The 25,014-nt window shown below is 71.8% G+C and carries 25 protein-coding genes; 8 read left to right on the top strand and 17 right to left on the bottom strand.

Annotation, left to right across the window (positions count from 1 at the left end):
* Positions 1 to 27 precede the first annotated feature (27 nt).
* From POL25_RS08395 to POL25_RS08380, 4 genes are all read right to left on the bottom strand, one after another.
* Complete coding sequence (locus POL25_RS08395; protein WP_272085395.1) at positions 28 to 975, bottom strand: alpha/beta fold hydrolase; 948 nt, start codon at positions 973 to 975, stop codon at positions 28 to 30.
* Positions 972 to 1,763, bottom strand: a complete 792-nt coding sequence (locus tag POL25_RS08390; RefSeq protein WP_272085394.1) for a class I SAM-dependent methyltransferase — start codon at positions 1,761 to 1,763, stop codon at positions 972 to 974. Before POL25_RS08390 ends, POL25_RS08395 begins: the two co-directional genes overlap by 4 nt.
* 85 nt (positions 1,764 to 1,848) lie before the next feature.
* Complete coding sequence (locus POL25_RS08385) at positions 1,849 to 2,127, bottom strand: cation transporter (protein ID WP_272085393.1); 279 nt, start codon at positions 2,125 to 2,127, stop codon at positions 1,849 to 1,851.
* 285 nt (positions 2,128 to 2,412) lie between these two features.
* Positions 2,413 to 3,210: a PASTA domain-containing protein gene (locus tag POL25_RS08380; protein WP_272085392.1), complete on the bottom strand. Its 798-nt coding sequence runs from the start codon at positions 3,208 to 3,210 to the stop codon at positions 2,413 to 2,415.
* Positions 3,211 to 3,440: 230 nt separating this feature from the next.
* On the opposite strand from POL25_RS08380, the gene POL25_RS08375 reads away from it, so the two are divergent.
* A complete protein-coding gene (locus POL25_RS08375) occupies positions 3,441 to 4,763 on the top strand; it encodes an NAD(P)-dependent oxidoreductase (RefSeq protein ID WP_272085391.1) in 1,323 nt (440 codons plus the stop codon).
* Positions 4,764 to 4,778: 15 nt separating this feature from the next.
* Entirely contained in the window at positions 4,779 to 6,071 is a 1,293-nt protein-coding gene (gene preA / locus POL25_RS08370) for an NAD-dependent dihydropyrimidine dehydrogenase subunit PreA (RefSeq protein ID WP_272085390.1), read from the top strand.
* 87 nt (positions 6,072 to 6,158) lie between these two features.
* Here the strand turns inward: preA and POL25_RS08365 are convergent, their stop codons facing one another.
* Positions 6,159 to 7,823, bottom strand: coding sequence for an alkaline phosphatase D family protein (locus POL25_RS08365; protein ID WP_272085389.1), 1,665 nt, complete (start codon positions 7,821 to 7,823; stop codon positions 6,159 to 6,161).
* 134 nt (positions 7,824 to 7,957) lie between these two features.
* The gene (locus POL25_RS08360) at positions 7,958 to 8,308 is read right to left on the bottom strand and encodes an EthD domain-containing protein (RefSeq protein WP_272085388.1); all 351 of its coding nucleotides are present in this window, start codon (positions 8,306 to 8,308) and stop codon (positions 7,958 to 7,960) included.
* Between the two features lie 90 nt (positions 8,309 to 8,398).
* Between POL25_RS08360 and POL25_RS08355 the strand changes: the two genes are divergently transcribed.
* The gene (locus POL25_RS08355; RefSeq protein WP_272085387.1) at positions 8,399 to 8,968 is read left to right on the top strand and encodes a TetR/AcrR family transcriptional regulator; all 570 of its coding nucleotides are present in this window, start codon (positions 8,399 to 8,401) and stop codon (positions 8,966 to 8,968) included.
* A gap of 57 nt (positions 8,969 to 9,025) precedes the next feature.
* Here the strand turns inward: POL25_RS08355 and POL25_RS08350 are convergent, their stop codons facing one another.
* On the bottom strand, positions 9,026 to 10,153 hold the full coding sequence (locus tag POL25_RS08350; protein WP_272085386.1) for a vWA domain-containing protein: 1,128 nt from the start codon (positions 10,151 to 10,153) through the stop codon (positions 9,026 to 9,028).
* A gap of 107 nt (positions 10,154 to 10,260) precedes the next feature.
* On the opposite strand from POL25_RS08350, the gene POL25_RS08345 reads away from it, so the two are divergent.
* Both POL25_RS08345 and POL25_RS08340 read left to right on the top strand, forming a co-directional pair.
* Entirely contained in the window at positions 10,261 to 10,992 is a 732-nt protein-coding gene (locus POL25_RS08345) for a metallophosphoesterase (protein ID WP_272085385.1), read from the top strand.
* A 130-nt stretch (positions 10,993 to 11,122) separates the two neighbouring features.
* Positions 11,123 to 11,542, top strand: a complete 420-nt coding sequence (locus POL25_RS08340; protein ID WP_373372069.1) for a YciI family protein — start codon at positions 11,123 to 11,125, stop codon at positions 11,540 to 11,542.
* 92 nt (positions 11,543 to 11,634) lie between these two features.
* On the opposite strand, the gene POL25_RS08335 is transcribed toward POL25_RS08340, so the two are convergent.
* The 4 genes from POL25_RS08335 to POL25_RS08320 form a co-directional block, all read right to left on the bottom strand.
* Entirely contained in the window at positions 11,635 to 11,982 is a 348-nt protein-coding gene (locus POL25_RS08335; protein WP_272085383.1) for a terminase, read from the bottom strand.
* Positions 11,983 to 12,080: 98 nt separating this feature from the next.
* Entirely contained in the window at positions 12,081 to 12,833 is a 753-nt protein-coding gene (locus POL25_RS08330; RefSeq protein WP_272085382.1) for a helix-turn-helix transcriptional regulator, read from the bottom strand.
* A gap of 34 nt (positions 12,834 to 12,867) precedes the next feature.
* Positions 12,868 to 13,575, bottom strand: a complete 708-nt coding sequence (locus tag POL25_RS08325; RefSeq protein ID WP_272085381.1) for a metallophosphoesterase family protein — start codon at positions 13,573 to 13,575, stop codon at positions 12,868 to 12,870.
* A gap of 162 nt (positions 13,576 to 13,737) precedes the next feature.
* Complete coding sequence (locus POL25_RS08320) at positions 13,738 to 14,532, bottom strand: mechanosensitive ion channel domain-containing protein (protein ID WP_272085380.1); 795 nt, start codon at positions 14,530 to 14,532, stop codon at positions 13,738 to 13,740.
* 374 nt (positions 14,533 to 14,906) lie between these two features.
* Here POL25_RS08320 and POL25_RS08315 point away from each other — a divergent pair, with 374 nt between their 5' ends.
* A complete protein-coding gene (locus POL25_RS08315; RefSeq protein WP_272085379.1) occupies positions 14,907 to 15,506 on the top strand; it encodes a hypothetical protein in 600 nt (199 codons plus the stop codon).
* 116 nt (positions 15,507 to 15,622) lie between these two features.
* On the opposite strand, the gene POL25_RS08310 is transcribed toward POL25_RS08315, so the two are convergent.
* Both POL25_RS08310 and POL25_RS08305 read right to left on the bottom strand, forming a co-directional pair.
* On the bottom strand, positions 15,623 to 17,266 hold the full coding sequence (locus tag POL25_RS08310) for a ferritin-like domain-containing protein (protein WP_272085378.1): 1,644 nt from the start codon (positions 17,264 to 17,266) through the stop codon (positions 15,623 to 15,625).
* Positions 17,267 to 17,416: 150 nt separating this feature from the next.
* Positions 17,417 to 18,238 (bottom strand): L,D-transpeptidase family protein, encoded by an 822-nt coding sequence (locus POL25_RS08305; RefSeq protein ID WP_272085377.1) that lies wholly within the window; start codon positions 18,236 to 18,238, stop codon positions 17,417 to 17,419.
* A 102-nt stretch (positions 18,239 to 18,340) separates the two neighbouring features.
* On the opposite strand from POL25_RS08305, the gene POL25_RS08300 reads away from it, so the two are divergent.
* Both POL25_RS08300 and POL25_RS08295 read left to right on the top strand, forming a co-directional pair.
* Entirely contained in the window at positions 18,341 to 18,778 is a 438-nt protein-coding gene (locus tag POL25_RS08300; RefSeq protein ID WP_272085376.1) for a thioredoxin family protein, read from the top strand.
* A 20-nt stretch (positions 18,779 to 18,798) separates the two neighbouring features.
* Positions 18,799 to 19,941, top strand: coding sequence for an acyl-CoA dehydrogenase family protein (locus POL25_RS08295; RefSeq protein WP_272085375.1), 1,143 nt, complete (start codon positions 18,799 to 18,801; stop codon positions 19,939 to 19,941).
* A gap of 40 nt (positions 19,942 to 19,981) precedes the next feature.
* Here the strand turns inward: POL25_RS08295 and POL25_RS08290 are convergent, their stop codons facing one another.
* From POL25_RS08290 to hydA, 4 genes are all read right to left on the bottom strand, one after another.
* Positions 19,982 to 20,917: a DNA-methyltransferase gene (locus tag POL25_RS08290; RefSeq protein WP_272085374.1), complete on the bottom strand. Its 936-nt coding sequence runs from the start codon at positions 20,915 to 20,917 to the stop codon at positions 19,982 to 19,984.
* A gap of 100 nt (positions 20,918 to 21,017) precedes the next feature.
* Positions 21,018 to 21,950, bottom strand: a complete 933-nt coding sequence (locus POL25_RS08285; protein ID WP_272085373.1) for a hypothetical protein — start codon at positions 21,948 to 21,950, stop codon at positions 21,018 to 21,020.
* 212 nt (positions 21,951 to 22,162) lie between these two features.
* A complete protein-coding gene (locus tag POL25_RS08280) occupies positions 22,163 to 23,338 on the bottom strand; it encodes a hypothetical protein (RefSeq protein ID WP_272085372.1) in 1,176 nt (391 codons plus the stop codon).
* Positions 23,339 to 23,623: 285 nt separating this feature from the next.
* Complete coding sequence (gene hydA, locus POL25_RS08275) at positions 23,624 to 24,997, bottom strand: dihydropyrimidinase (protein ID WP_272085371.1); 1,374 nt, start codon at positions 24,995 to 24,997, stop codon at positions 23,624 to 23,626.
* Positions 24,998 to 25,014: the final 17 nt, after the last annotated feature.

The raw sequence follows: 25,014 nt of genomic DNA, 5'->3' as shown, positions 1-25,014 counted from the left end.
GGGCGGGGATAGCACAGCCGCGCCGGCTCAGGCGACCAGCTGACCCTTGAGCCAGGTTGCGATCGCCCGCCACAGCGGCTCGCTGGCGGGATCGGTGACGGTGGCCATGTGACCCGGCGCGCCGAGGCCGGCCAGCTCGGGCGAGGCGCGGCCGCCGTGGTCGTGGGCCCCGGCGGCCGTGAGCCGCCAGGTCGTGAGCCGCGGCAACGGCGACCACAGCCGGGTCGCGGTGCGCGGCGAGGCCAGGCGATCGGCGTCGCTGACGACCAGCAGGACCGGCAGATCGACGCCCGCGAGGCCGGCCCGGTAGTCGTGGCCGCCGCGGGCCCGCCAGCCGCCTTCGGCGATGCAGCGGCGGAAATCGTCGAAGTAGGTGTGGGCCTCGTCGGCGCTGCCGACCCCGAAGCGCCGCGCCGGCACCGAGCCGAGCACGCCCGACAGGCCGGCGCTCACGCGCACGATCAGCCGCTTGAGCGCCCACACGAGCCGGCGATCCTCGGTGCCGGGCAGCCAGAAGTCGGCGCACAGGGCGACGTGGGCGGCCGGGGCGATCCCGCGCGCGGCGGCGGTGGTGCACCAGGCGAGGGTGGTGTGGCCGAACAGCGAGTGGCCGAGGGTGGCCAGCGGGAGGTCGGGCGCGAGCCGGCGGGCCAGATCGAGGTAGGCCGCGGTGTCCTCCACCAATTGATCGTAGGACCAGTCGCCGCCGCGCGCAGGCTCGGGGCCGCTGGCGCCGTGGCCCCGCAGATCGGGCACGAGCACCCGCAGACCGGCGTCGCACAGGCTGCGGGCCAGGCATGGGCGGCCCCGCCGGAGGAGGGTGCGGCGGTCGACCATCATGGCGTGGCCGGCGACGACGACGCCCCACGCCGGTCCGGCGGGCTCGAGATCGAGGACCGAGAGGCGCCAGCCGTCGGCGGCGCGGATCGGGTGCTCGGAGATCCCGCGAGCGGCCCCGAAAGCCGGCGGGCTCACGCGGCGGCGGCCCCGGCCCGGCGGGCCCAGAAGAGGATCAGCGAGCCGCGGCGCTCGCACTCGAAATCGACGAGGCCGTGGGCGCCGAGCATGCCGCGCAATTGATCGACCTCGAACACGTGGAAGCGGCCGAGAGCCGAGGCGGCGACCTCGAGGCGGCGCCGCAGGCCGCGGGTGTGGGCGAAGGTGCTGGCGACGAAGGCCCCGCCCGGCCGGACCACCCGCGCGACCTCGGCGACCGCGCTGGCCGGGTCGGGCCACATGTGGAAGGCGGCGCCCGCGTGCGCGCCGGCGAGGCTGGCTGTCTTGAAGGGCAGGTTGGCGACGTCGCTGCGGATGAGCCGCATCAGGCCGCGGTTGTCGGCGGCCGCGCGCGCCAGCATCGCCAGCGACCAGTCGAGCCCGAACACCCGCGTGAACCGGCCCGACTCGGCCAGCCGGCGGCCGGTGAAGCCGGGGCCGCAGCTGAGGTCGACGACCGCGCCGCCCTCGGCCGAGGCCAGCGCCGCCAGCACCGCCTCGAATTCGGCCCGGTAGTCAGGCAGGCCGCCGCTCGCCACGCCGAAGAACATCGGCCGCCACAGCCGCTCGTACACGCGGGCCAGCGCCCGGCTGTGCATCAGCCGCGGGCCGAGGCCGTCGCCCGCGGCGCCGAGGTCGGGCAGGAAATCGAGCCAGCCGCGGTCGCCGGAGTAACGCCGGTCACACACGCGGCAAGCAGCGCCGACGCCCTCGACGGCGAGCGGTCCGCGGCAGGTCGGGCAGCACAGTTCGGAGGGCAAGGACATGTCGTGAAGGCCAGGTGTGTAAGGACAGGTGCGAAAGGGCAGGTCCCGAAGGGCATGTCCCGGAGGACATGCCCCGGAGGACAGGTCACGGAGCGGCCGGCGTCGCGGTGTAGCCGAGCTTGGTGATCGTCTCGGCGATCGCGGCGGCCGGGGCGCGGGCCGGATCGTGGCGGACCTCGGCGGCGCCGGCGGCGTGGTCGGCCGTGCAGGCCTCGACGCCGTCGAGCTTGCGCACGGCCGCGCAGATGCCCTCCTCGCACGAGTGGCAGACCATGCCGCCGACGGCGAAGCGAGTGGTACGAACCTCCGGCTCGCCGGCGCAGGCGGCGGCCAGGGTGAGGACGAGAGCGGCGATCCGGCCCATGCGCGAGGGAGTAAACCGCAAAACGCCGGCCCGCGCGAGCCGGACGACCGTTCGCCGCAGGCGGCACCGGCGCGAGGGACGACGCGAGGGAACTGCAGCGAATGGCCCGTGAGGCGGCGGGTGCACGCGGGCCAGCCACACCCGCCTCGTCCGGCGCCGGCGCGAGGCGGAGCGCGCGTAGGTCCGGCGCGCCGATGCAGGGAGAGCCGCCGCCGGTCGCGAGCGAACCGCCGGCGCAGGCGCGGCGGCGGTTCGTCGGAGGTCGGCGTCTCTTTTAGAAGAAACTCAGTTGGGCGCGACCACCGTGAGGGTGATCGTCGTGCCGAACGGGACCTTGGCGCCGGCCGGCGGGTCCTGCTTGAGCACGTAGTTCTCGCCGTGCTCCTCGTGCTCGACGCGCTTCACGTCGCCGGTGTCGAGGCCCGAGTCCTTGAGCACCGTCTTGGCCTTGTTGAGGTACTTGCCGGTGACCGCGGGGACCTCGATCAGCGGCAGCGCGGCGATCGTCAGCTCGACGCTGGTGCCCGGCTGGACCTTGACCCCGGCGGCCGGCTTCTGGCCCAGCACCGTGCCCGGGGTCTTGCTCGAGTCCTTCGGCACCTCGGTGAACTCGACGCCGAGGCCTTCGAGCGTGGACTTGGCCTCGACGATCGGCTTGCCGACCAGGTTCGGGACCTTGGCCTCGCGGGCGCGGGCGACGATGACCCGGATCTCGCGGGTGCTGGTCAGCATGGTCCCGGCGGACGGGTTCTGCTCGAGGATCTCGCCCGGCGACTTGTCCGGCGCCTCGCGGTCGCCGTCCTGGATGATGATGATGCTCTGCGACACCGCGATCTTGCGGGCGTCCTTGATCGTCGTTCCGACGAACTCCGGCGCCGGGATCGCCGTTTCGACCGGCGCCGTCGGCTGGGCCGCGACTTGCGGCGCCAGCTGGGCCGGGGCCGGCTGCACCGGCGTCGGGGCCACTGCCACCGGCGACTGGTGCTGCTGCTGCTGCATCCGCTGGATCTGCGGCCCCAGCAGCACCTGGACCAGAACGGCCGTAATCAGCGAGATCAGGAACATCTTGACGGTGTCGTTCATGGGCGTCCGCGCGGCCTGGGGCTTGTGGAGAGCATACCCCGGGCGGCGGCCTGGCCGCAAAGGACTTGCCAGGACGCGCACGAACTGCCCTTCGGGCGCCGGTCGCCCGGGCGCCTGCGCAGGGCCCGGTGCTCGGCCCGCGCGGCGGCGGCGGCGTTCGCTGGACGCGGACCGGGCCCGCCGCGAGAAAAGCCGCGCGGGCGTGCGGGCGGGTGTATGATCGCGGGCCGATGGTCGATCCGCTCAACCTCCCAGAGGACCGCTCCGAGGCTGGCTTCGGCGACTACAAGCCCGCGCTCGGTCCGGCGCAGGCGCTCGCCGAGGCCAACCGTTGCCTCTACTGCGCCGACGCCCCGTGCGTGCAGAAGTGCCCGACTGCCATCGATATCCCCGAGTTCATCCGCAAGATCTCCACCGGCAACCTCAAGGGCTCCGCGCGCACCATCCTCGACGCCAACATCTTCGGCATGAGCTGCGCCCGCGTGTGCCCGGTCGAGGTGCTGTGCGTCGGCGGCTGCGTGTACAACGAGATGGACGCGCCGCCGATCGCCATCGGTCGCCTGCAGCGCTACGTCACCGACGCGGCGCTGGCCGAGGACTGGCGCTACTTCACCGCCGGGCCCGCCAGCGGCCGCTCGGTCGGGCTCGTCGGCGGTGGACCGGCCTCGCTGGCGGCCGCGCACGAGCTGCGCCGCCGCGGCCACGCCTGCACGATCTACGACGCCGGCCACTGGCTCGGCGGGCTCAACACCACCGGCGTCGCGCCCTACAAGCTCCGGGCCGACGACGCTCTGGCCGAGGTCGCTTACGTGCTCGGCATCGGCGGGATCGCGGTCGAGTCCGGCGTCCACATCGGCCGCGACGTCGGCTGGGACGCGCTGCTGGCCCGCCATGACGCGCTGTTTATCGGCGTCGGCCTCGGCGCCGACCGCGTGCTCGACATCCCCGGCAAACAGCTGGCGGGCATCGACGGCGCGGTCGCGTTCATCGAGAAGTTCAAGCTCGGCCGCGTCGACCTCGGCGGGGTGAAGCGGGCGGTGGTGGTCGGCGGCGGCAACACGGCGGTCGACGCGGTGCGCGAGCTGGTCGGCCTCGGGGTGTCCGAGGTGACGATGCTCTACCGCGGCGACGAGGCGGCCATGAGCGGCTACGAGCACGAGTGGAAGGCGGCCAAGATCGAGGGCGTGCGCTCGTTGTGGCACACGCAGCCGACAGCCTACGTCGAGCGTGACGGTCGGGTCGCTGGCCTGCGCTGCGTCAAGCTCGGGGCCGACAAGCGGCCGCTGGCGGGCGAGGAGTTCGAGGTGCCGGCCGAGCTGGTGCTGCTGGCGATCGGCCAGGCCCGGCTGGGCGAGCTGGTCGCGGGGCTGGGCGGCGTGCAGCTCGAGGGCGGGCGGCTCATCGTCGACGCCGACGGGGCGACCGGCAACCCGCGCGTATACGCGGGGGGCGACTGCGCCAACGGCGGCAAGGAGGTCGTCAACGCGGTCGCCGAGGGCAAGCGGGCGGCGCTGGCGATCGATCGGGCGCTCACGGCGAGCGCGAGCAAGTAAAGGATCCAAGCAAACATGGCCTTCGGGACATCTGTCGATCTGACCTCGAACACCGGCGGGATCGTCACGCCGAACCCGTTCTGGCTCGCCTCGGCGCCGCCCGCCAACTCGGGCGGGCAGATCATGCGGGCGTTCGACGCCGGCTGGGGCGGGGCGGTGTGGAAGACGCTCGGCACGCCGATCCAGAACGTGTCGTCGCGGTTCGGCGCGCTCCACTTCAAGGGCACCCGCGCGATCGGCTTCAACAACATCGAGCTCATCACCGACCGCCCGCTCGAGGTCAACTTCCGCGAGATCGCCGAGGTCAAGAAGCGCTACCCCAAGCACGGCGTGATCGTGTCGCTGATGGTCGAGACGCGCGACGAGTGGCGCGACATGATCAAGCGCTCCATCGACGCCGGGGCCGACGGGCTCGAGCTCAACTTCGGCTGCCCGCACGGGATGTGCGAGCGCGGCATGGGCTCGGCGGTCGGCCAGGAGCCGGCGCTCAACGAGAAGATCACCAGCTGGGCCGTAGAGTTCTCGACCATCCCCGTGCTGGTCAAGCTGACGCCCAACGTCGACCACATCAACCCGCACGGCCTGGCGGCCAAGCGCGGCGGGGCCCACGGGGTCTCGCTCATCAACACGATCAAGAGCCTCATCGCCGTCGACATCGACCGCTTCGTGCCCGAGCCGCGCGTCGCCGGCCTGTCGACCAACGGCGGCTACTGCGGCGCGGCGGTCAAGCCGATCGCCATGCACATGATCGGCAGCCTGGCCCGCGACCCCGACTTCGGCCTGCCGATCAGCGGCATCGGCGGGGTCGCCAACTGGCGCGACGCGGTCGAGTTCATCCTGCTCGGCTGCTCGTCGGTCCAGGTGTGCACCGAGGTCATGCTCCGCGGCTACCGCGTGGTCGGCGATATGATCGAGGGCCTGACCGAGTACATGCGCTCGCACGGGTTCTCGACGATCGAGGAGATGCGCGGCAAGGCGGTGCCGCAGTTCTCGGAGTGGGGCGAGCTCGACCTCAACTACGAGACGGTGGCCAAGATCGACCCCGACAAGTGCATCGGTTGCCACGCCTGCGTGGTCGCCTGCCACGACGGCGCCCACCAGTGCATCCACCCGGCGCCCAAAGCGGCGGGGACCCGCGTGCCGGTGGTCGACGAGTCGGAGTGCGTCGGCTGCAACCTGTGCCAGATCGTGTGCCCGGTGCCCGACTGCATCACCATGGCGGCGGTCGACAACGGGTTCAAGCCGGCGACCTGGAACGAGTTCCAGTCCGAGGGCAAGCCGCTGCGGCCGAAGAAGGGCGCGCACTGAATTTTTGAAGAGGGGACATGTCCCTGGCGGCATGTCCTCGAGAGCATGGGACGAGGGACATGTCCGCGGGGACATGTCCTTCGGCGCTCACCAGGGCGCGAGCTCGAGCCGGCTGGTGAGGTCGACCGTTTTTTTGTAGGGGCCCTTGCTGGCGATCGGGGCGCCGTCGCGGCCGATCAGCTCCATCGTCAGCGAGTGGCTGGCCCGGTCGGCGGTGACCCGGGCGTAGTTGTCGTCGTTGCAGAAATTCCAGGCGCGGTAGTCCATCGTCACGCCGGGGCGGATCTCGAACGTGTCGGGGGTCCGCGGGTCGCGGGAGTCGTGCACGAACTCGGCGGGGTCGCCGTCGGCGAACGGGAACGGCCAGTAGAAGGCCGAGGAGACCAGGGAGTAGGCGCGCAGGTCCTCGCTGCCGGCGCCGCGGAAATCGAGCTGGGCGACCGAGGCGCTGTGGACGTCGCCCGACAGGAACACGACGTTCTGGATCCGGTGGTCGACGATGTTCTGCAGCAGGGTCTTGCGGGTGTTGGGAAAGGCCGGCCAGGCGTCGCTCTTCTCGAGGTGGGGGACGCTGGCGCCGTTCATCGCAAACACCGGGTTGGGCGCGAACACGCTGGCGCTGACGATGAACTTGGGGACGTTGCCGCGGTCGGCCTGCTGGTCGCGCAGCCACTCGCACAGGACGTCGAGCTGGCTCGGCTCGTCAGGGTCGAGCGAGGGCCGCCCGAGCATGTGGTTGTCCTCGACGGTGTCGGGGACGTCGTCCATGTAACGCTGGGTGCGGCAGTCGAGCGAGAAGAACGGGTAGCCGCTGCTGACGAAGCTGTAGTAGAGCCGCTTGCCGTAATTGCGCGGCGAGTGGCTCCACTGATAGCTCATGTAAGAGCCGATAGCGAGGTTGAAAAGGATCTTCTTGCCGGGCTTGCCCAGGCGGTCCTGCGACCAGTTGTCCTCGATCTCGTGGTCGTCGAGGCACATGTACGTCGGGACATGTCGCAGCAGCCGGCGCATGTTGAACGAGCCGAACGCCTGCTGATAACGCTCGGTGAACTCGGCGTGGGTGTCGGCGAGCGCGACCGGGACGGCGCGGTGGAAGGCGTCGGCGTAGATCTGGTCGCCGCACATGACGACGAGGCTGGGCCGCGCGCCGAGCTTCTCCTTCTCAAGCTCCCTGAACATGGGGCCGAAGATCCGGTCGGACTCCTTGACCTTCCACATCAGGCCGGGATACCGGCACGAGCCGAGCATGAAGGAGAAGGCCGGGGCGGCGACGCTGCGCGGGCTGCAGGTGCGGAACACGGCCTCGCAGGCGACGTCCGGCAGGCGCTCGACCTGGGCCGCCCACACCTGCGGGTTCGGCAAGGTGGCGGCGAGCTCTTCGTCGCTGGCGCGCAGCTCGTTGTCCTCGGCGTCGTCGAGGGCGAGCGAGGCGAGCCGGACGCGATAGGTGGTGTCAGGCTCGAGCGCGAAGACGGGGGTGGTGCCGCCGAGGCCGGCCTCGATGCCGAGCACGAAGGTGCCGGTGCGATCGAACTCGCGCTGGAGGCGAAAATAAAACACCGGCCGCACGGGCGCGGGGATGACGTGATCGTCCTTCTGCAGGACGACGAGCACGCCGATGGTGCGCCGATCTTCGTCGGCGACGATCTTGCGCGGGTCGTCGAGCGTGGCGGCCTGCATCCACAGGCGACAGGAACGGTCGGTCGTGTGGCCGACGATCGGGCCGAGGCCAGGCGGGCGCAGCGTGCTCATACGTGTTCGAGCGTAGTGCGGAAGCCGAAGTCGTTGCAAACCCGTGACGCGGTCGTGAAGTCGCGCGCATTCGCCCGCAGACGGGGCGCGTGCGTGCGATGAGGGCGATGTCGTCGTCGCCACGAGTCGCGCCCTCATGCGCCCGTCGTGACGTGCTCCTCGACGATGTAGGCGAAGTAGTGCCGGTGGTCGAGGAAGCTCTCCTCGTCGGCGCGCACCTGCGCGGCCACCTCGGGTCGTGACACCGCCGCCAGCCACGCGTCCAGTGCTCCACGATCGGCGAATTTCTGCTCGGTGACCACATCGAAGCCGATCGCCGCGCCGGGCAGCAGGGCGTCGTCGTGCCGCAGGTAGCTGCGACGATAGACCGGCGGCGAACCCACCAGCCGGCAGATGAGCGGCACGTGGTGGTTCTCGTAATGGTCGACGAACGCCTCGTTCGTGAGGTCGGGCCGCTTGGCCAGGAACGCCAGGATCGTGAGCATGCGATCGTTTATCAAGACACGATGTCTACTGTCAAATTCATCATGTCTAAAAACATCCGGCCGCGGACGGCGACGCGCTATGCTGCGCCGGTGCCGAAGATCTGGGCGGACACCATCGAGCTGCACCGACGCGACATGCAGGTGGCGATCCTCGACGCGACGGCCGCGCTGATCGGCGAGCAGGGGCTGGGCGCCACGACCATGCTGGCCATCGCCGAGCGCGCGGGCATCGGTCGCGCGACGCTCTACAAGTACTTTCGCGAGCTCGACGAGGTGCTGGTAGCGCTCCACGAGCGCGACGTGGCGAGTCATCTGGCCGCGCTGGAGGCCGCGCGTGACCGCCAGGGCACGCCGTGGCAGCGTCTGGAGCGCGTGCTGGAGACCTACGCGCGGCTGGCCCACGCCGAGCACGGCTCGGAGCTGGTCGCCCGGATGCGGCACAGCGAGTCGGTGGCGCGCGGGTTTCAGCGGCTCCACCAGCTCCTGCAAGCGCTGCTGGAGGACGCGATCGAGCCACGACTGGTGCGTGAGGACGTCGCGCCGCCCGAGCTGGCCGCCTTCTGTATCGCAGCGCTCAGCGACGCGCACACGCTGCCGTCCCAGGCGGCATTGCGGCGACGGGTGCAGCTCACGCTGGCAGCGCTGCGGGCGTCGGGCTGAACTCCGCCCCCTGGTGCCGATGCGACCCGCCGCGGTTTGTCCCGGGTGAAGTGAAGATCAGGCCGGCGGCTCGATCTCTTCGCACTTCTCCTGGATCACCCCCGCGAGGGCGTCGCCGACCACCATCGCGTAGTCGCTGGGGTTGCCGTCGATGTCGCCGGTGAAGGGCGGGGCCGAGAACGACTGGAGGAAGGTCTTGAGGGTCGAGTCGCCGGGGTTGTCGTAGCAGAAGCCGGGGACCAGGCCCGAGGCGAGGATGCAGTCGAGGCCGCCGCACGCTTGTTTGGCGGCGACCAACTTGTCGACCCACTGGCTGACGGGCTCGGGCGACTTGTCGGGCTCGTCGGTGAGCACGAAGACGACCAGCACTGCGCCGGCGTCGCGGATGAAGCCGTCGTTGGTCGGGGCTGTCGCGGGGTCGGCGGCCCAGCCGGCGGCGGCGGCCGGCATCTCGAACGAGCAGCCGGTCTCGCCGGCGGCGGTCGCTGCGGCGGTGAACCACGACTTGAGCGCGGATGGGTCCTCGTCGGTGTCGAGCGAGAAGTAGTGCTGACCTTGCCACTCGAACAGGCGACCCTGGCCGCCGTTCTCGTTGGTGCTCGCGGGCGGCGCGACGTAGTGCTGGAGGATCTCCTGCTCGCTCGACTGGCTGACGCAGTTGACCGTGCTCTCCGAGCAGCCGCCGTCGTAGAACGAAGTCGTCGTCAGGCCGACGTGCAGGTCGGTGCCGGGCGGGAGGGCGTCGATGATGGCGTCGACGAAGTCGGGGAAGACCGCGCTCAGGTCCTCCTGGTGCTGGCCCATCGACGCGGAGTTGTCGATCACGAACAGGAGGTCGACGGCGGTGCAGCCCTTGGCGGCGTCGGTGTCGCCTGTCGGGTCGTTCGGGAAATCGGGCTGGCCGAGGTCGAGCTTGATCCCGCCGGTGTCGCTGCCGCCGGTGGTGGTGGGGAGGTTGCCGGTCGAGGTGGCGGAGGCGCCCGTGTCGGTGCCGCTGCCGGTGCCTGGATCGGTGGTGCCGGCGGAGTCGTCGGTGGTGGTGAGCGGCGGCAGCGTGGTCGGGGCGGTGGTCGGCGTGCCGGTGGCCCCTGTGGTGCTGGCGTCGTCGCCGCAAGCCGCGACGGTGAGGGTGAGCGCGGCGAGGACGCAGACGCGGCCGGCGTGGCTCGAACAAACGGTTCGCATACGGGTAATAGCCTCCCGCGTTCGCCTATACAGCCGAGCTCGTTTGTCGGCAAGGTCTTGTGCCCGCGCGCGCCCGACATGGGGGAAGGCGGCTACAATCCAGGACGATGCGGTGGTTCATCGGCGACCTTCAAGGTTGCGCCCGGGAGTTCGAGGACCTGTTGCGGAAGATCCGCTTCGACCCGCAGGCCGACGAGTTGTGGTGCCTCGGCGACCTTGTCAACCGCGGCCCGGACTCGCTCGCGGCCGTCCGCTTGTGGCGCGACGTCGGCGGGCGCGGCGTGGTCGGCAACCACGACGTCTACGCGCTGCTGGTCGCGGCCGGGCGATGGCCGCGCAAGCACGACACGCTCGGGCCGCTGCTCGCCGCGCCCGAGGGGCCCGCGCTGCTCGCCCGCCTGCGCGCGATGCCGGGCCTGCAGTTCTTGCCCGCCGCGCCGGGCTCGAAGGGGCCGGACGTGTGGGCGGTGCACGCCGGCTTTCATCCGCGCTGGACCGACCTGCACGCGGTCGCGGCGCGGGTCAACGGAGCCGCGCACGACGACGCGTGGCTGGAGTCGCCGGAGCTGTCGTTCATGACGCGGGTGCGCTGCTGCACCGCTTCCGGCGAGCGCAGCAAGTTCGATCGCAAGGCCGAGGACTGCCCGCCGCCGTATCGCCCGTGGGACGAGTTCTACCGCGGCGAGCCGATGGTGATCCACGGCCACTGGGCGTGGCGCGGCCACTACCGCGGGCCGAAATCGATGGGCCTCGACTCGGGCTGCGTGTACGGCGGGCCGCTGACGGCGTGGTGCCAGGAAGAGGACCGCGTCGAGCAGGTGTCGTCGCGCGACGGGTGAGGCCGCCGCGCCCGGGCGAACAATTTTTTAGCGGTGTGTCGATCGCGGCGGGGGCCGTTCGACGTGGGGGTGTGCGGGCCGGACCGGACCGGGAGCCCGACCCACCACGACGACGGAGAGGACCACGACGATGCGATTCATGATGCTGATGATCCCCAGGGGTTACGAGGCCGCCGCGCCCGACGAGGCGCCGAGCGCCGAGGCCGTCGCCTCGATGATGGCCTACAACGAGTCGCTGCAGCGGGCCGGGGTGCTGCTGGCGCTCGACGGGCTGCACCCGCCGTCGACGGGGGCGCGGGTGTCGTTCTCCGGCGGCAAGCCGAAGGTGACCGACGGGCCGTTCGCCGAGGCCAAGGAGGTGCTCGGCGGCTACTGGATGATCGACGTGGCGTCGCGCGAGGAGGCGATCGCGTGGGCGTCGCGCTGCCCGGCCGGCGACAACGAGGTGATCGAGGTCCGCCGCGTGCAGGAGCTGGCCGACTTCCCGCCGGATGTCCAGGAGGTCGCGGCGAAGTACCCCGAGATGCAAGGGCTCGCGCGCTCCGGTTGAGGCGTCCAGGATATGGCCGATCGGGCAGGTTCGATCGGCCATGTGCATTCGGGCATGGCCGATCGGGCATGTCCCGAGATGCATGCCGCTGCTCAGGCGGCGGAGCGCCAGGCGCGGGCGAAGCCGCCGGACAGGACGAAGCGCGGGAAGGTGACGAACTGCTCGGCCATCAGGCGGGCCAGCATGTCGCCGCGCGAGAGGAACGGGGCCGGGGCGTGGGCTTCGCGGCGGTGCCCGCGGCCCTGGGCGGCGACGGCGAGGATCGCTAGGCCGAGGCCGGCGCCCGCGAGGGCGAAGCGGCCGCTGGCGAGGGCGAGCGCGAAGGTGGGCAGGCCCAGCAGGACCAGCGGGACGGACACGGCGTGCAGCGCGAGGTTGGCGCGGTCGGCGTGGTTCAGCGGGTAGTGCTCGAACTGCCAGGCGAGGAGGTCGGGGCGCATGCGGAGGGTGTAGCGCGGGCGCCGGGCGGGCGGCTTGAACGGACTGGCTACGATCGGCAAGGGGTGCTCGTGGCGCGCGACGGCTGCTGCGCGCGGGGCTACGCGGGGCGCGGGAGGCTGCGCTGCAGCTCCGAGGCGGTCATGCCGAACATGCGGCGGAAGGTGCGGCTCATGTGGGCGGCGTCGGCGAAGCCGGCCGAGTGAGCGGCGCGGGCCAGCGGTTCGCCGCAAGCCATGGCGACCACGGCGCGCTGCAGCTTCTGCCACAGGAGGTACGGACGCAGGGGGATGCCGACCGAGTCGCGGAAGGCGTGCACGAGCCGGCTCTCGGACAGACCGGCGAGGGCGGCGAGGGCCGGCAAGGACGTGTCGGCTTCGGGGGCGGCGCTGCGCAGGGCGCGGAGCAGCTTGCGCACGCGCGGGTGGAGGGCGCGCGGCGTGGCTGTCTCTCGGGACAGGCGCTCGGCGGCGGCGTGACCCCAGGCGTGGAGCGGCTCGGGGTCGGCGTCGCCGGGCAGATCGGCGAGCAGACCGTCGCGCTCGCCGGCGTCGAGGGTGCGGACCGGCGCGTCGAGGCCGGCGCGCAGGCGCTCGCCGGCGTCGCTCTCGGGGTCGAAGAAGACGAGGACGATGTCGACGCCGCGCGCGTCGAGGGCGTGCTCGTGGTCGGGCGCGGTGACGATGCCTGCGGCCCGCACGGTGGTGTCGCCGACGGTGATGGCGAGGGTGCCGCCGCGCGCGAGCACGAGGTGCATGGCGTGGTGCGCGTGCGCCTCGCTGCGCGCGCCTGGACCGGCGGTGACGAGCACGGGCGGCCAGACGGAGGCGGAGGTGACGCGGGGCAGCTGCATGCGCGGCGCAGGAGAGGATGTCCCCGGGGACAGGTCACCGATCGTGGGTGATGCTGGCGGCGCGGGCGGCGGTGTCGATGGTGACGACGGTGAAGCGGCCGGCCGAGCAGGTGCCGGTGTTGACGACTGTCCCTTCGGACAGGTAATGGACGTGGGCGACGTGGGTGTGGCCCATGACCACGAGATCGGCGCCGCGCTCGCGCATGAGGGCCCGGGCGGCGGCGGCGTAGGGGCCGGCGGCGTGGCCGAAGCGGCGGTGCTTGATGGCGACGTCCTGCTGCTCGAAGTAGTGGGCGAGCGGGCCGAGGCCGGCGCGGCGCAGGCGGCCGGTGAACCACGTGGCGGCGCGGGCGGCCCGGTAGGCGCGGGCGAACACGGGGTCGTGCTGGTGACCGTGGCGAAACAGGACCCGGCACCCGTCAGCGTCGATCTGCAGCTCGGCGGCGGCGCCGAGCTCGTCGCGGGCGATGAAGTCGTGGTTGCCGTGGACGTAGTCGAGGCGGTCGAGGGCGCGGGTCAGCCGTGGCAGCCGGCGGCGCGCGAGGTGGAGCTGGCGGGCCGCGGCGCGCGGGCCGGGGAACAGGTCGTGGTCGGTCTGCCAGATGTCGCCGACGAGGACGACGCGGTCGTGCTCGCCGACGACGCGGGCGAGCCTCTCGAGGAAGGCGGCCTCGTCGTGGCGAAACTCGTCCATGCCGGCGCGCGCGCCGATGTGGAAGTCGCTGAGCGCGGCGATTCGCATGCGAGCCGAAGACGCGCGCTCACCGGCGCGGGGGGACGAGGATGCGCGAGGCGGTGATTCGCAGGCGCTCGCGGGGTGGCCTCGCGGCGAGCGGCGTCACGGCGAGCGGGTCCAGCCCGGCGACGAAGGGGCGCTCGCGGGGTGCGCTGGTCGAGGCGGACGTCACGGCGAGCGGCGGGCCAGCGCTTCGAGCTCGGCGGTGAAGGCGGCGTGGATGCGCTCGACGAGGTCGCTGCGGAAGCGGTCGTCGTGCTCGCGGTCGTAGAGGTAGCCGCGCACGCGCAGCTGCAGGTCGAGGGCGCTGCCCTGGCGCGGGGCGAGGAAGACCTCGGGGGGGCGGCGCGGCGAGGCGTAGCGGCTGAGCGCCGCGGCCTGGCGGGCGAGCTCGGCGGCGCGCGCGGGGACGATGCCGGCGGGCACGTCGAGGATGAGGTCGCAGGGGGTGTCGTGCTCGCCGAGGTTGAGGCGCACGACGGGCTCGCGGAGCAGGCGCTCGTAGGGGATGGTGGCGTCGACGCCGGCGAGGCCACGCAGGGTGATCGCGCGCAGGCCGACGCCGACGAGCCGACCCTCGATGTCGCCGACGCGGAGGTCGTCGCCGATCTTGTAGCGAGCCTCGACGGCGAACACGACCCCGAGGAACACGCTGCGCAACCACGGCAGCCCGGCGGCGGCGAACAGCAGCAGCCACAGGCCGCGCGACCACCAGTCGGCGGTGCTGGCCGCGGGCACGAAGCGGTGCTGCAGCAGCCACACCAGCGGCACCCACACCGCGAGGTGGAGCAGCGGGATCCACGGGTGCACCTGGCGGAAGGTCTCGACGGCCGAGAGCTTGCGCAGCACGAACGAGATCAGGAGTCCGAGCGCGACCAGGCCGCCGAGATAGACCACCGGGAACAGGCGGCCGAGCAGCGAGGTCGAGGCGCTCAGCGGGTCGATGGCCAGGGCCTCGAGCATGCGTCAGGCCGAGGATGCCACGGATCGCAGCCGGCGATGAAGCGCGCGCGCGGAGGCCGCTCGCTGGCGCTCACCGGGGGTCATGGACCCTGTCGCTGGCGCGCGGGCGCGTGACGTGCGGATGCCGTGGCTGGGGTCGCGCTGGCTCGCGCTCCGGTGCGAGCGAGGTCGGAGGGGGGTCCTGGGGTCCGTGCGGCTGGCGGTCGCGCGCAAGGATCGGCGGATCTGCCATCCCTTGGCCGGGGGATCGTGCGCCGGCGCCTGCGCGTCGATCGGCGCGAGGTGCTGCGGTCCGGCCGCGGCCGCTGGTTCGATGGGGCTGTCCCGGAGGACAGATCGGGCGCTGCGCGGCTGGACGCGGTATGCTGCGGCCCATGACGCGACGCTTGCTCGAGTCGATGGCGTTCCCGAAGGACACGCAGGTCAACCCGATCGCGCTGGCCGAGGCGGTGACGGAGGCGTTCCCGGTGTGCTCGGTGGTCGGCGGTCGCGGCGAGCAGGAGCTCCGCTTCGTCGCGCCGGCGGGGCTGGTGGTCGTGATCTCGGCGACCGGGGTGCAGTGCTTCGCCGAGCCGCCCCCGCCGCTCGAGGCCGAGGATGCCGAGGACGAGGCCGAGGAGGACGAGGAGGACGAGGACGACGACGATCCGCAGGCGACGGCGGAGGGCGTCCTGATGCACGTGGCTGCCGTGCTCGGGCTCGAGGAGGAGGACGAGGGGGGCGACACGGCGGCGCCGGACGACGCGGCCGATCGGCGGGCGACCGCGATCGTGGCCGCCCTGCTGGCCGAGGGGCTGCTCGAGCTGGTGACGCCGCGCTCGCGCGCGCAGGTCGAGGGTCGGCTGGCCCACCTGCTGGCCCACGGGGTCCACAACCCCGGCGCGCTGGCCGAGTCGATCGCGGACTGCAGCGGCGTGGCGGAGTTCTACGCCGACGACGCGCAGATGGCGGCTGTGCTGGGCAAGGCGCGCTGAGGCCGAAGGGACATGCCCGAAGGGGCATGCTCCAGGCGACATGTCACATCGGACATGCGCTTTGGAGCATGTCTGATGTGACAGAGGGCCGAGGGCGCACCCTCGGCGACAGGCGCTCAGGCGGCGGCGCGGAGGGCGGCGGCGGCCGGGTTGACCAGGCCCTGGAGGCCGCGCAGCCACACCGAGGCGCGCAGCGGGGCGTCGACGACGCCGTGGGCGCGGAGCTCGGGCGTACCTGGCTCTCGGGACATGTGACCGGCGCTCGCGGCGGCGTCGGCGACGGCGGCGGCGAACACCGCGTCGGTGCGTTCGCGGGCGTCGTCGCTCAGCTGCTCGCGGGCCCAGCGGACGAACCGCCAGCCGAGCTCGGCGTGGCGCTGCTCGTCGTCGGCGATGCGGGCGAGGATCCGTCGCAGGCCCGGATCGGCGGCCCGCTCGGCGGCCTCGCGCGCCTCGAGGGCCGAGAGCGTCTCGCCGACGCAGGCCTCGCGGATGACGGCGGCGACGACCGCCTCGAGGTCGGTGGCGCCGGGCTCGTGGGCCTGCGCGAGCGGGCCCGGGCCGACGCCGGCGCCGCCGTAGCTGCTGGCCAGGGCGAAGCACAGGCGCGCGTGCTCGACCTCGTCGGCGAGGGCCCGCTGGGTGTCGAGCACGAACTCCGGCGGCGCGCCGACGGCGAGCAGCTGGAGGATGTGGCGGGCGAACGAGGCGACCGAGGCGTGCTCGGCGAGGGCGATCTGCGTCCAGTGGGCGGCCAGGGCCGCGCGCACGTCGGCCGGCGCCGAGGCGACCGAGGCGAGGGCGCGCCAGTCGTCGCGCGCCGCGGCGGGCGCGGTGACGGCGTGGTCGTCGACCATGAACGGGCGGCCGCAGGCGACCAGCGAGCACTCCCACACGTCGTTGTCGGTGTTGTAGGCGCACGGCGTGTCGCCGCAGGGCGGGTCCATGTCGCAGAGGTCGTTGGGCGTGGTGCAGGCGCCGTTGATGACCTCGGGGGCGCAGTCGTAGCCCATCGACTGCGAGAACTGGCACAGCTGGTCGCCGCAGTCGGCGTCGCTGGTGCACTCGGAGGCGACGCACTGCGAGGTCTTGCCGAGGATGTCGCCGCCGCAGCGGCAGACGAAGCCGGGGTCGCAGTCGGCGTCGGTCTCGCAGCCGTACGAGCAGCCGCAGCCCTCGAAGCCGACGTTGAAGTACTGGCACGAGCCGAACGGGAGCTCGGTGCAGTCGTCATTGGTCTTGCACGGCTGATTGTCCAGCGGGCAGCTCGCGGGCGGCGCGGGCACGAGGCACACCTCCTCCTCGACGCGGTGCGGCAGCTTGTCGCCGCACTTGACCCACCCCGACGGCACGGGCGGATCGGTCATGCCCTGCATGAGGACGGTGCACTCGGGGTCGGGGCCGTCGGTGTCGCTCGTGGTCGAGGTCGTGGTGTCGCTGGTGGTGGTGTCGAGGCTCGTGGTGTCGAGGGTGGTGGCGCTGACGGCGGTGGTCTCACCAGTGGTGGTGGTCGTCGTCGTCGAAGTGGTGTCGGTGCCGGTCTCCGAGGTGCCCGTCATGCCGGTGGTGGGGGCGCCGGTGGTGTCGGTGGTGTCGGTGGCCGTGGTGCCGGTGGTGGGGGATTGCGTGGTGCCGGTGCTGGTCCCGCTGTCGGTCCCCGCCGAGGTCCCGCCGTCGTCGCCGCACGCGCCGAGCAGACCCATCGCAAGGAAGAGCGAGAGCCGCAACGGCTCGATACGTGTATGGAGGCTAACAAGCATGCGGGCATGCTGGCCCGATTCATGGGCCGCGGCAAGTCCGGTCCCTGCAGCCGGGCGTGACTGCGAGCGTCAGGGCGGTCCCGATCGCGCCGCAGCGACGTGAAACAATTGTCAGGGACATGTGTGGAGCGACATGTCCCGAAAGACATATCACTCGCCGGCGGCGACGAGCGGGCGACGCGGGCGCGGCGGCGGGGCGACCTCGTAGGTGCCGCCCTTGTCGGCGAGCACCCGCGGCGGGGCGCCGGTCTGGAGGAAGGCGAGGTAACCGGGCACGAGGCCGTCCCAGAACGCGGCGAGCTCGGGCCGTGCGGCGCTCTCGGTGGCCAGGCGCGCCTGACAGGTCGGGTCGTCGAGGCGGCACGGGAAGATGTGGATCGGGATGTCGCGCTGGCCGGCGTCGCGGGCGAACACGGCGGCGAGGTAGAGCTCTTCGATCGGCCCGTCCTCGAGCGGGATGCAGCCGATCGTGACGCAGTCGCCGTGGATCATGATGGCGCTGCCGGGCGGCTGGCCGGCGCTGTGCCGGCGATCGGCGGCGTTGGGGTAGCTGACGCCGAGCGAGAGGTGGTAGCTGCTCCGGGGGTTGAACAGGCTGACGCGGTAGAAACCCTCGGGGACCTGCAAGTCACCCATGCGTCGCTTGGGCCCGAGCCCGCCGCTGCTCTGGCAGATCGGGAAGGTCCGCACCAGCACGTGCGGCTCGCCCTCGTTTCGAGACGCGGCCCACAGCTCGGTGACGGCCTCGACCTTGAAGCTGCGGATGAAGAGCTGGCGCGGGGGCCACGCCGCGCCAGCGGCGCGGAAGCGGTCGACGAGCGCGTCCTGGTGGCGCTCCAGCGCGGCCTCGACCCGCGGGAAGCGGCGCTGCCGCTGCAGGAAGTCGCCGGCGTGGGCCTCGGAGGCGGGCCAAAACGGGGCCGCACAGGCGAGGAGGGCGAGGGCGGCGACGACCGGGCTGAGGCGAGGCACCGGCAGTGGTACGCGCGCCGGGCCCGATAGATTCGTTCGGGTTGCCAGAGTCGACGGCGGTGACTAGTTTTGCCGGCGCGCAGGCGCGCGGAGGTGATGACGATGAGCGACGGGCTGTTGTTCCGATGCGGGGCGTGCGGGCAGTTGAACAAGATCGCGGCCGCGCGCCGCTTCGACGCGCCGAAGTGCGGGCGCTGCAAGCAGAAGCTCGACACCACCGGGCACCCGCAGGACGTGAGCGACGCGGAGCTGCAGCGCGCGGTGGCCAGCTCGCCGGTGCCGGTTCTGGTCGATTTCTGGGCCCCGTGGTGCGGGCCGTGCCGCCAGCTCGCGCCGCACATCGCCGACCTCGCGGGCCGGCACGCGGGCAAGCTGCTGGTGCTGAAGCTGAACACGGAGGAGCACCGCGAGACGGCGGGGGCGCTGCAGATCCAGTCGATCCCGACGCTGTGCGTGTACGCGAACGGAGCGCTGGCGTTCCGTCAGCCGGGCGCGGTGTTCGGGCCGCAGCTGGAGGCGGTGGTCGCCCCGTTCCTGTGATTGTGCGATAAGAGGCTGCGATGAAGCGCAGCCTGTTCTCCCCCGACCACGACCTGTTCCGCGCGACGGCGCGGGAGTTCTTCGCCCGCGAGGTGGTGCCGCATCAGGAGCGGTGGATGGAGGAGGGGATCGTCGACCGCGAGACGTGGCGCAAGGCGGGCGCGGCGGGGCTTTTGTGCCCGTGGCTGCCGGAGGAGCTGGGCGGGCCGGGCGGCGATTTCCTGCACTCGGTGATCGTGACGGAGGAGCTGGCGCGGGTGCACGAGTCCGGCTTCGCGCTGCCGCTGCACAGCGACATCGTGGTGCCGTACATCGCCACGTTCGGCACGGACGCGCAGAAGAAGGAGTGGTTGCCGGGCTGCGTGTCGGGCGACCTGGTGACGGCGATCGCGATGACCGAGCCGGGCACGGGCTCGGACCTGGCGTCGATCGCGACCACGGCGCGCCGCGAGGGCGACGAGTACGTGATCAACGGCGCCAAGACCTTCATCTCGAACGGGATCCTGTGCGACCTGTGCGTCGTCGCGGCCCGCTCCGAGAGCTCCGACAGCCCGCACCAGAACCTGTCGCTGTTCGTGGTCGAGGGGCACCGCCCCGGCTTCGTGCGCGGCAAGAAGCTCAAGAAGGCCGGCATGTACTCCCAGGACACCTCCGAGCTGTTCTTCGAGGAGTGCCGGATCCCCGCGAGCAACGTGCTCGGCTCGCCCGGCGCCGGCTTCCTCATGCTGATGCAGAAGCTGCAGCAGGAGCGGCTGGTGGTGGCGATCGGCGCCCAGGCCGGCGCCGAGGTGGTGCTCGCCGACACGCTGGCCTACGTCAGCGAGCGCAAGGCGTTCGGCCGGCCGATCGTCAAGTTCCAGAACACCCAGTTCAAGCTGGCCGAGTGCGCCACCGAGGTCGAGGTCGGGCGGGTGTTCATCGACCGGCTGATCGCCGAGCACATGGCGGGCGAGTACCTGGTGAAGGAGTGCTCGATGGCCAAGCTGTGGCAGACCGAGATGCTCGGCCGGGTGGTCGACGCCTGCCTGCAGATGTTCGGCGGCTACGGCTACATGCTCGAGTACCCGATCTCGCGCGCCTACATGGACGCGCGGGTGCAGCGGATCTTCGCCGGCACCAACGAGGTCATGAAGATCATCATCGCCAAGCAGATGGGGCTGTAGCTGGCCGATCGGACATGGCCATGTCGACATGTCGCCGAGGTCATGTGCCGCCGAGCGCGGTGACCATGGCCTCGCAGTAGCTGGGGGACAGCTCGATGCCGACGGCCGGGTGACCGAGGGCGCGGGCGGCCAGGAGGGTGGTGCCGGAGCCGGCGAACGGGTCGAGCACGACGCCGCCGGGGCGGCAGCCGGTGCGGATGCAGCGCTCGGCGAGGGCGGCGGGGAACGGGGCGAAGTGGGCGGCGGGGTTGTCGGGGCGGGCGGTGATCTGCCAGATGTCCTCTTCGCCCTGGAGGCCGCCGCGGTCGAAGTGGTAGCGCGGGGTGAGGGAGAACAGGAACACGTGCTCGTGGGTGTTCCACGGGCGGTCGCGGGCGGTCGGCTCGGGCATGGTGGCCGGGCGCTTCCAGATGATGTCGCTGCGCAGGGTCCAGCCGTCCTCCTGCAGCGCGAGCGCGACCCGCCAGGGGATGCCGATCAGGCTCTTGCGCGGCAGGCCGAGGCCGGGGCCGTCGACCGCGCGCAGGGTGCTGCGCGCGAGCATGCGGCCGCGGTGCTTGTCGTCGCGGCCGTGCGGGCGACCCTTGGCCGAGTAGTAGGTGTCGCCGAGGTTGAGGAACAGCGCGCCGTCCTTCTTGAGCACGCGCCGGGCCGCGGCGAACACCTCGCGCATCGCGGCGACGTAGCCGGCGATGGTGGGCTCGTGCCCGAGCTGGCCGGCGACCCCGTAGTCGCGCTGCCAGAAGTACGGCGGGCTGGTGACGATGCAGGCGACCGACTCGTCGGCCAGCGCGGCCAGGCCGTCGCGCACGTCGCCGTGGAGGATGGCCCACGGGACATGTGCGGCGGGGCCGGACAGCCGCGACGCGACCCGGGTCGCGCCGGTCCGCAGCAGCGGCCGCAGCGGGTGGCCATTGTCCGCAGCTGGCGGTTGGGACAGGTGCCGGGCGCCATTGACGGGACCGCGGTCCGCCATACCTGCGGGGCGCGAGATTCCGTCGGCATCGCGGCCCGGTGGACCTTCTGCCCGAGCGACGTCGGAGGGATCAGCGGCCACGCCCGGCGAATGATGGCTGTCACTTCCGCGACTGTAAAGAGGCCGAGCCTCCGAACAACAGGACCACCAACTGGGTGCCGAGACCGCTGGCGACGAACACCAGGCGGCGGTTGGCGGCCAGGCGGGCCACCCAGTCGAAAGCGCCGCCATCGGCGATCGGGACCACGCTGCCGTCCGGGGCCTCGATCTCGATGATGAAGCGCAGACCGTCGTAATAATCGTGATCGAGCGGTCTGCGGGCGAGGTCGACGACTGGTGCCAATTGCTCGGCGATGCGATCGGCGACCGCATTGCGGGCGGTGGTGGCCAGCAAGCGGACGGACCGTCGGCCAAATGTGAAACCTTCCTGGGTCAATTGATCGAATCCACGGAGCAGGGTCCGCACATGCTCGACCAAGGCATCGACCAGAAAACCATGATCTCGCGTCTGTCGCCCGGCCGTGGCCAGCGAGAACAGCTTGAAGTGGTGGGCGTAGCCGGGCCGCCGCGGGACCTCCTGGGCCCGGACGACGCGCTGGCAGGTGGCCAATCGCACGGGTGTATGGGGGTCGCGTCGGAGTCGACGGGCACACTCGAGCGCGAGGACATTGGTCGAGTCGGATACGACCTCGGTGCCGCGCATGGTGGTGACGATCTTGTTCTGGCTGGTCGGGCCGACGGCGGCGCAGGTGGCCAGCGGAGCCAGCGGCGCCAGCTCGACGGCCTCGAACCCGGCGGCGGCGTCGAGCAGCCGCAGCTCGGCCCGCAGCAGCCGGCGCAGGTCGACGGCGGCGAGGCCGGTGAAGGTGTCGACCTCCCACTGTCGGAGCACGTCGGCGGGGCTGCGCTCGCGGGCCCGAAGGTCGGCGAGGGTCAGCAGGAACGATGTCAACACCGAGCCCGGCAAGCCGGCCAGCGCCCGCAACAGGGGCTCGCCGCCGGCGCCCGCGGTGGTCCAGTCGCGCTTCGTCATCGGCGCGATCGTAGCAGGGCCGCGGTGTGCCTGCTCCAGGAGATCGCCGCGGGCGGAGCGATCGCCCCGGGCCCGCGGATCGAGCAGACCCGCGAGGCGTGCGGTCTTCAGGACATGTCCCAAAGGACATGTGTTTGCGAGGCCGGCGGATCCGCGGGCAAAAAAATCGCCGCGAGCGCGGGGCATCGCGGCGACTCGGAGGGGGCGGCGGCTCAGTGCTTGCTCTTGACCAGCTCGCCGGTGAACGAGAAGCCGAGCAGGAACAGCGGGATGCCCTGGTGGATCCGGTCTTCCATGCCCGGCGCTCCCTGGCCGCGGTAGCGGTGCTTTAGCCACCACTGGGCGGCGAACACCAGAGTGGGCTTGTTGAAGCGCTTCTCGGGGCGGTCGAAGAAGGTGTAGGTCAGGACCGGGCCGAGGCGGTCCATCGGCGTGTTGGGGTTGACCGAGGCGTCCTCGCCGGGGCCGTACATGTCCGAGCGGTAGAACACGTGGACCAGCGAGTTGCGGACGCCGGCGTTGAGGCCGAACTTCGTCATGTACAGCAGGTCGGTGTCGTTGGTGAGGAACCAACCCTTGCCGGGCACGAGCACGTCGTGGCGCAGGTCGTAGAACACGTCGCTGCCGCTCGGGAGGCGGATGTTGTTGTGATAGAACGTGACCTCGTTGCGGATCGCGATCATCTTGACGCGGACCTGGAACAGCGCGCTGAGCTCGGCCTGACCGCCGAGAGTGCTGGTGCCCGCCTCGTCCTTGAGCTTCGCGGGGCCGTACTCGGCCGTCGGCGACGAGTACGGGTGGGCCTTGAAGCGATCGCTGCCATACCAGGTGGCGAGGTAGTAGGCGCCGCGGAAGCGGAGGATCGTCAGCGGGGCGAAGTCGATGTTGCCGCCGATGCGGGTGATCGACGGCGAGAAGGTCGGGCTGAAGCCGACGCCGAAGTAGGCGTCGCGGAACAGCGGCTTGGCGTTGTTGTAGAGGCGGAGGTTGTAGCCGAGGGTGAAGCGGTCCTCGGCGCCGAGCGGGTTGACGCGCAGGACCAGCAGGTTGCTGTAGACGAGGCGATGGCGGGCCGGCAGCGGCGGCAGCTCGCCGGTGCCGTCAGGCTTGGCGCGGGGCTCGACGATCGGCGTGCGCGACGAGTCGGCGACGCCCTCGGGCGACGAGGGCGGGGCGGTCGTGTGCTGCACGGGGGCCGGGTCGGCGGCGGCGGGGGCCGGGTCCTCGCTCGGGCCCTCCGGCGCGACGGGCTCGCTGGCGACGGGCTCGACAGCGGCGGCCGGGGCCGGCTCGCCCCGCGGACCTGGAGAGATGGCAGGCGACTGGGCCAGAGCCAGGGTCGAGTACAGAGCTACCAGGACAGCAGGCCAGACTTGCGAGACACGCATCCAGCGCACAATACCGCAGGTGCCTCCCGCAAGGGCGGGTTTACGAGTGACCTGCAGGACAGGAACGACCGTTCCGCGAAGCGGCGATCGGCCCGTGGGCAGGTGCGGACCGCCGCGCGCGGCTGTCCTTGGCAGCAGGTCCGTTGGGACAGCTCCGGCGTGGGCTGACGCGGGTGCGCCATGCCCCGCGTGCGAGCCGTTGCGCGCCGGCGAGCGCACATGGCTAAAAGGACAGGCTGAAGTGGGCCTGTCTTCCAGGACATGGCCGATCGGCCAGCCAAAACCTCACACGCGGTGGAGGTAGCGGCCGGCGCCGCGCTCGACGCGGAGCTCGCCGCCGGTGAACGCGAGCTTGCCGGCGACCACGGTGTTGGTGACGGCGCCGCGGATGGCGAAGCCCTCGAAGATGTTGCGGTCGACCCGCTGGTGGTGGGTGCGGGCGCTGATCGTCGACGAGGCGGCGGGGTCGTAGGTGAACAGGTCGGCGTCGGCGCCGACCCGGATCGCGCCCTTGCGCGGGTAGAGGCCGAAGATCTTGGCCGGCTGGGTGCAGCAGACGTCGACCAGCTGGTTCAGCGTGAGCCGGCCGGTGGCGACGCCGTAGGTGTACATCAGGGCGATGCGATTCTCGATGCCGGCGGCGCCGTTGGGGATCTTGGTGAAGTCGTGCAGGCCCATGACCTTTTGGTCATGTTGGCGGAACGGGCAGTGGTCGGTGGCGACGTGGTGGATGAGGCCGCACGACAGCGCGTGCCACAGCGCCTCCTGGTGGCCCTTGGGGCGGATCGGCGGGCTCATGACGTAGGCCGCGCCCTCGAAGTCGGGCTTGTCGTAGACGCTGTCGTCGAGCAGCAGGTACTGCGGGCAGGTCTCGACGTAGACGAGCTGGCCCTCCTGGCGGGCGCGCACGACCGCGTCGAGCGACTCCTTGCAGGTCAGGTGGACGATGTAGATCGGCTGGCCCGAGCAGCGCGCCAGCATGATCGCGCGGTTGGTCGCCTCGCCCTCGACCCATGACGGCCGGCTCTCGGCGTGGTGGCGCGGGCTGGTCTTGCCCTGGGCGACCAGCTTGCGCTGCAGCGCCTGCACGGCGAGGCCGTGCTCGCAGTGGGCGGTGACGAGGGCGCCGAGGTCGGCGGCGGTGTCGATGACGCCGATCATCTCGTCGTCGTCGACCCCGATCGCGCCGGTGTAGGCCATGAAGACCTTGAACGAGGAGATGCCGTCCTCGCGGTAGACGCGGCGCATCTCCTGCTCGACCTGCTCGCCGTACCAGGTCACGGCCATGTGGAAGCCGTAGTCGGCGCAGGCCTTCTTGGCGTTGTTCATCCAGAAGTCGCGGGCCTCGATGAGGCTCTGGTTGCGGCTCGGGATGATGAAGTCGATGATCGAGGTGGTGCCGCCGGCGACCCCGGCGGCGGTGCCGGTGAAGAAATCGTCGGAGCTGACGGTGCCCATGAACGGCAGCTCCATGTGCGTGTGAGCGTCGATGCCGCCCGGCATGACGAGCTGCCCGGAGGCGTCGATGACCTCGGTGCCGGCGGGGACCTCGAGGTTCTCGCCGACGGCGACGATCTTGCCGTCCTCGCAGTAAATGTCGGCGACGAATTGATCGAGGGCGGTGACGACTTGACCGTTGCGGACGACGATGCCGGGCATGCGAGACCTCGCGGGGG

Origin of the sequence: Nannocystis bainbridge (assembly GCF_028368995.1) — a bacterium.
GTDB classification, from domain to species: domain Bacteria; phylum Myxococcota_A; class Polyangia; order Nannocystales; family Nannocystaceae; genus Nannocystis; species Nannocystis bainbridge.
Note: the sequence above shows the minus strand (reverse complement) of the source record. Positions and strands in the feature narration are given on the sequence as shown.

Bases quoted from the DNA above. Each gene is read 5' to 3' on its own strand.
- POL25_RS08385 (WP_272085393.1), bottom strand. From the start codon at position 2,127: ATGGGCCGGATCGCCGCTCTCGTCCTCACCCTGGCCGCCGCCTGCGCC.
- POL25_RS08285 (WP_272085373.1), bottom strand. From the start codon at position 21,950: ATGACGAAGCGCGACTGGACCACCGCGGGCGCCGGCGGCGAGCCCCTG.
- preA (WP_272085390.1), top strand. From the start codon at position 4,779: ATGGCCTTCGGGACATCTGTCGATCTGACCTCGAACACCGGCGGGATC.
- POL25_RS08320 (WP_272085380.1), bottom strand. From the start codon at position 14,532: ATGCTCGAGGCCCTGGCCATCGACCCGCTGAGCGCCTCGACCTCGCTG.
- POL25_RS08310 (WP_272085378.1), bottom strand. From the start codon at position 17,266: ATGCTTGTTAGCCTCCATACACGTATCGAGCCGTTGCGGCTCTCGCTC.
- hydA (WP_272085371.1), bottom strand. From the start codon at position 24,997: ATGCCCGGCATCGTCGTCCGCAACGGTCAAGTCGTCACCGCCCTCGAT.
- POL25_RS08340 (WP_373372069.1), top strand. From the start codon at position 11,123: ATGCGATTCATGATGCTGATGATCCCCAGGGGTTACGAGGCCGCCGCG.
- POL25_RS08335 (WP_272085383.1), bottom strand. From the start codon at position 11,982: ATGCGCCCCGACCTCCTCGCCTGGCAGTTCGAGCACTACCCGCTGAAC.
- POL25_RS08290 (WP_272085374.1), bottom strand. From the start codon at position 20,917: ATGGCGGACCGCGGTCCCGTCAATGGCGCCCGGCACCTGTCCCAACCG.
- POL25_RS08315 (WP_272085379.1), top strand. From the start codon at position 14,907: ATGACGCGACGCTTGCTCGAGTCGATGGCGTTCCCGAAGGACACGCAG.
- POL25_RS08350 (WP_272085386.1), bottom strand. From the start codon at position 10,153: ATGCGAACCGTTTGTTCGAGCCACGCCGGCCGCGTCTGCGTCCTCGCC.
- POL25_RS08360 (WP_272085388.1), bottom strand. From the start codon at position 8,308: ATGCTCACGATCCTGGCGTTCCTGGCCAAGCGGCCCGACCTCACGAAC.
- POL25_RS08325 (WP_272085381.1), bottom strand. From the start codon at position 13,575: ATGCGAATCGCCGCGCTCAGCGACTTCCACATCGGCGCGCGCGCCGGC.
- POL25_RS08295 (WP_272085375.1), top strand. From the start codon at position 18,799: ATGAAGCGCAGCCTGTTCTCCCCCGACCACGACCTGTTCCGCGCGACG.
- POL25_RS08380 (WP_272085392.1), bottom strand. From the start codon at position 3,210: ATGAACGACACCGTCAAGATGTTCCTGATCTCGCTGATTACGGCCGTT.
- POL25_RS08375 (WP_272085391.1), top strand. From the start codon at position 3,441: ATGGTCGATCCGCTCAACCTCCCAGAGGACCGCTCCGAGGCTGGCTTC.
- POL25_RS08280 (WP_272085372.1), bottom strand. From the start codon at position 23,338: ATGCGTGTCTCGCAAGTCTGGCCTGCTGTCCTGGTAGCTCTGTACTCG.
- POL25_RS08300 (WP_272085376.1), top strand. From the start codon at position 18,341: ATGAGCGACGGGCTGTTGTTCCGATGCGGGGCGTGCGGGCAGTTGAAC.
- POL25_RS08330 (WP_272085382.1), bottom strand. From the start codon at position 12,833: ATGCAGCTGCCCCGCGTCACCTCCGCCTCCGTCTGGCCGCCCGTGCTC.
- POL25_RS08345 (WP_272085385.1), top strand. From the start codon at position 10,261: ATGCGGTGGTTCATCGGCGACCTTCAAGGTTGCGCCCGGGAGTTCGAG.
- POL25_RS08390 (WP_272085394.1), bottom strand. From the start codon at position 1,763: ATGTCCTTGCCCTCCGAACTGTGCTGCCCGACCTGCCGCGGACCGCTC.
- POL25_RS08365 (WP_272085389.1), bottom strand. From the start codon at position 7,823: ATGAGCACGCTGCGCCCGCCTGGCCTCGGCCCGATCGTCGGCCACACG.